Below are 2,866 nucleotides of genomic sequence, written 5' to 3'. Positions count from 1 at the left end.
CGCAGACGGCCGGCATCCAGCCGCTCCCCGCCCCCGAGGACCGGTCCGCCGTCCAGCGCATCATGACCGAGGGCGCGGGCGTGCTGCGTTCCGCCGACTCCCTGCGGCGGGCCGCCGAGAAGCTGGCCGAACTGCAGACCGCCGCCGAAGGCCCCGGGAAGCAGCCCGTCCCGGGCACCGAGACCTGGGAGACGGCCAACCTCCTGCTGGTCGCCCGGGTCCTCGTCGAGGCGGCCCGCCGCCGTGAGGAGACCCGCGGCTGCCACTGGCGCGAGGACCGCCCCGACCGGGACGACGAGCAGTGGCGCCGCCACGTAGTCGTCCGCCTCGGCGAGGGCCGTACGCTCGCCGTGCACACCACCGACGGACCGGGCTTCGCACCGGTCACCACTCCCACAGGAGCCGTGAAGAAGTGAGCCCCTCCGACCCCTCCGGCCCTGCCGACCTCCCCCTCGCCGACGGGGGAGGCTGCGGCGACGGCTGCGCCTGCGGTGCCGGCGACGACCACGAGTTCGACGGCTACGAGTGCGGCCTCGACCCCGCCCTGGCCGAGCTGCTGACCGAGGCCGGTCTCGACCCGGCCGAGGTGGAGGACATCGCGACCATGGCGGTCGCCGAGGACCTCGACGGCGGCGTGGACGTCACCACTTGGGCCACCATCCCCGAGGAGGCCGTCGCCACCGCCGACTTCACCGCCCGTGAGGCGGGCGTGGTCGCCGGACTGCGGATCGCCGAGGCGGTGCTCTCGGTGGTCGCCTCCGACGAGTTCGAGGTCGAGCGGCACGCCGAGGACGGCGACCGTGTGGAAGCCGGGCAGAAACTGCTCTCGGTCACCACCCGTACGCGTGACCTGCTCACCGCGGAGCGCAGTGCGCTCAACATCATGTGCCGCCTGTCCGGCATCGCCACCGCCACCCGCGCCTGGGCCGACGTCCTCGAAGGCACCTCCGCGACCGTCCGCGACACCCGTAAGACCACGCCCGGTCTCCGCTCCCTGGAGAAGTACGCGGTGCGGTGCGGCGGCGGCGAGAACCACCGGATGTCGCTCTCCGACGCGGCCCTGGTCAAGGACAACCACGTGGTCGCGGCCGGGGGCGTCGCCGAGGCGTTCCGGGCGGTCCGCGAGCGCTTCCCGGAGCTGCCGATCGAGGTCGAGGTCGACACCCTGCACCAGCTCCGCGAGGTGCTGGACGCCGGGGCCGACCTGATCCTGCTGGACAACTTCACGCCCGCCGAGTGCGCGGAGGCGGTCGCCGTCACCGCCGGGCGGGCCAAGCTGGAGGCCTCCGGACGCCTCACCCTGGAGAACGCCAAGGTGTACGCCGACACCGGCGTCGACCACCTGGCGGTGGGCGCGCTCACGCACTCCTCGCCCATCCTGGACATCGGCCTGGACCTCCGTGAGGCTCAGGGCGCCGCGCAGAACGACTCGGAGTAGGGGCGGGGGCCATGCTGCTGACGATCGACGTGGGCAACACGCACACCGTGCTGGGGCTGTTCGACGGCTCGGAGGTCATCGAGCACTGGCGCATCTCCACCGACCCGCGTCGCACCGCGGACGAGATGGCCGTGCTGATGCAGGGCCTGATGGGGGCGCACCCGCTGCTCGGCGGCGAACTCGGCGAAGGCATCGACGGCATCGCCATCTGCGCCACCGTCCCGTCCGTCCTGCACGAACTGCGTGAGGTGACCCGCCGGTACTACGGCGACGTGCCCGCGGTGATCGTCGAGCCCGGCGTCAAGACGGGCGTGCCGATCCTCACCGACAACCCCAAGGAGGTCGGCGCGGACCGCATCATCAACGCGGTCGCCGCGGCCGAGCTCTACGGCGGGCCCGCCATCGTGGTCGACTTCGGCACCGCCACCACCTTCGACGCGGTCAGCGCCCGCGGGGAGTACATCGGAGGGGTGATCGCGCCGGGCATCGAGATCTCCGTGGAGGCGCTGGGGGTCAAGGGCGCCCAGCTCCGCAAGATCGAGGTGGCGCGCCCGCGGAGCGTGATCGGGCGGAACACGGTCGAGGCGATGCAGTCGGGCATCGTCTACGGCTTCGCCGGGCAGGTCGACGGGGTCGTCGAGCGGATGGCCCGCGAGCTGGCCGACGACCCCGACGACGTCACGGTCATCGCCACGGGCGGGCTGGCGCCCATGGTCCTCGGGGAATCCACGGTCATCGACGAGCACGAGCCGTGGCTCACGCTGATCGGGCTCCGTCTCGTCTACGAGCGCAACATCGGCCGCACCTGACCTCACCGCCCCCGGCCTGACCGCCCTCGGCCCGAGAGCCCCCGGCCTCACCGCCCTGACCTCACGGTCCCGCCGCGCCCCGGCACCCGTCCCCACGGTGCCGGGGCGCGGGTGTGCGGGCCTGTTCGTCCCCGGTGACGTGTTCGTCCCCGGGGACGCGGGCGATGCACGGAGGGCCGGTCGGAGGGGCGGGGACGGCGCGCCGATGGAAATATGTCCATGATTGTCTGATTGGCGCGTATGGTCGCGCCATGCCCACGCCCTACGGATCCCGCGGCATGGCGTTCGGCCCGCAAGAGCTGCGCGTGCTCCGCCGTGCCCTCGCCCTCGCCCTTCACCCCCGCCCCGCCTCCCCCCAGGAGGTCCAGGACTGCCTGCGGCTCGCCGACGCGGTCGACGAGGTGACGCGGGAGGCGGCCCGGCAGCGCGCCTTCCTCCTGGCCGACCTGGTCCGCTACCGCGCCGCCCTCCCGGGCACCGTCACCGGCTACCTCCGTCTCCTGCGCGAGGCGCTGGACGCCGGTCACCGCCCGGAACAGGAGGACCTGGCCGCACTCCGCGCCCTGAGCGGCAACCCCGTCGCGGCCGCCCTGCTGCGCCGGTGCGACACCCCCGCCGA

Annotated in this window: 2 protein-coding genes and 2 pseudogenes; all 4 read left to right on the top strand. The window is 73.6% G+C overall.

Features of this window, described 5'->3' with window-relative positions:
* Positions 1 to 416: pseudogene (locus HW445_RS24890) on the top strand (L-aspartate oxidase); the annotation flags it as partial.
* The gene (nadC, locus tag HW445_RS24885; RefSeq protein ID WP_180223167.1) at positions 413 to 1,438 is read left to right on the top strand and encodes a carboxylating nicotinate-nucleotide diphosphorylase; all 1,026 of its coding nucleotides are present in this window, start codon (positions 413 to 415) and stop codon (positions 1,436 to 1,438) included. The pseudogene HW445_RS24890 and the gene nadC, both read left to right, overlap by 4 nt.
* Positions 1,439 to 1,449: 11 nt before the next feature.
* Positions 1,450 to 2,247: a type III pantothenate kinase gene (locus HW445_RS24880; RefSeq protein ID WP_180223166.1), complete on the top strand. Its 798-nt coding sequence runs from the start codon at positions 1,450 to 1,452 to the stop codon at positions 2,245 to 2,247.
* Positions 2,248 to 2,498: 251 nt separating this feature from the next.
* Positions 2,499 to 2,866 (top strand): annotated as a pseudogene (locus HW445_RS24875) (hypothetical protein); the annotation flags it as partial.

This window comes from Streptomyces sp. UH6 (assembly GCF_013421635.1).
GTDB lineage: Bacteria > Actinomycetota > Actinomycetes > Streptomycetales > Streptomycetaceae > Streptomyces > Streptomyces abyssomicinicus.
Note: the sequence above shows the minus strand (reverse complement) of the source record. Positions and strands in the feature narration are given on the sequence as shown.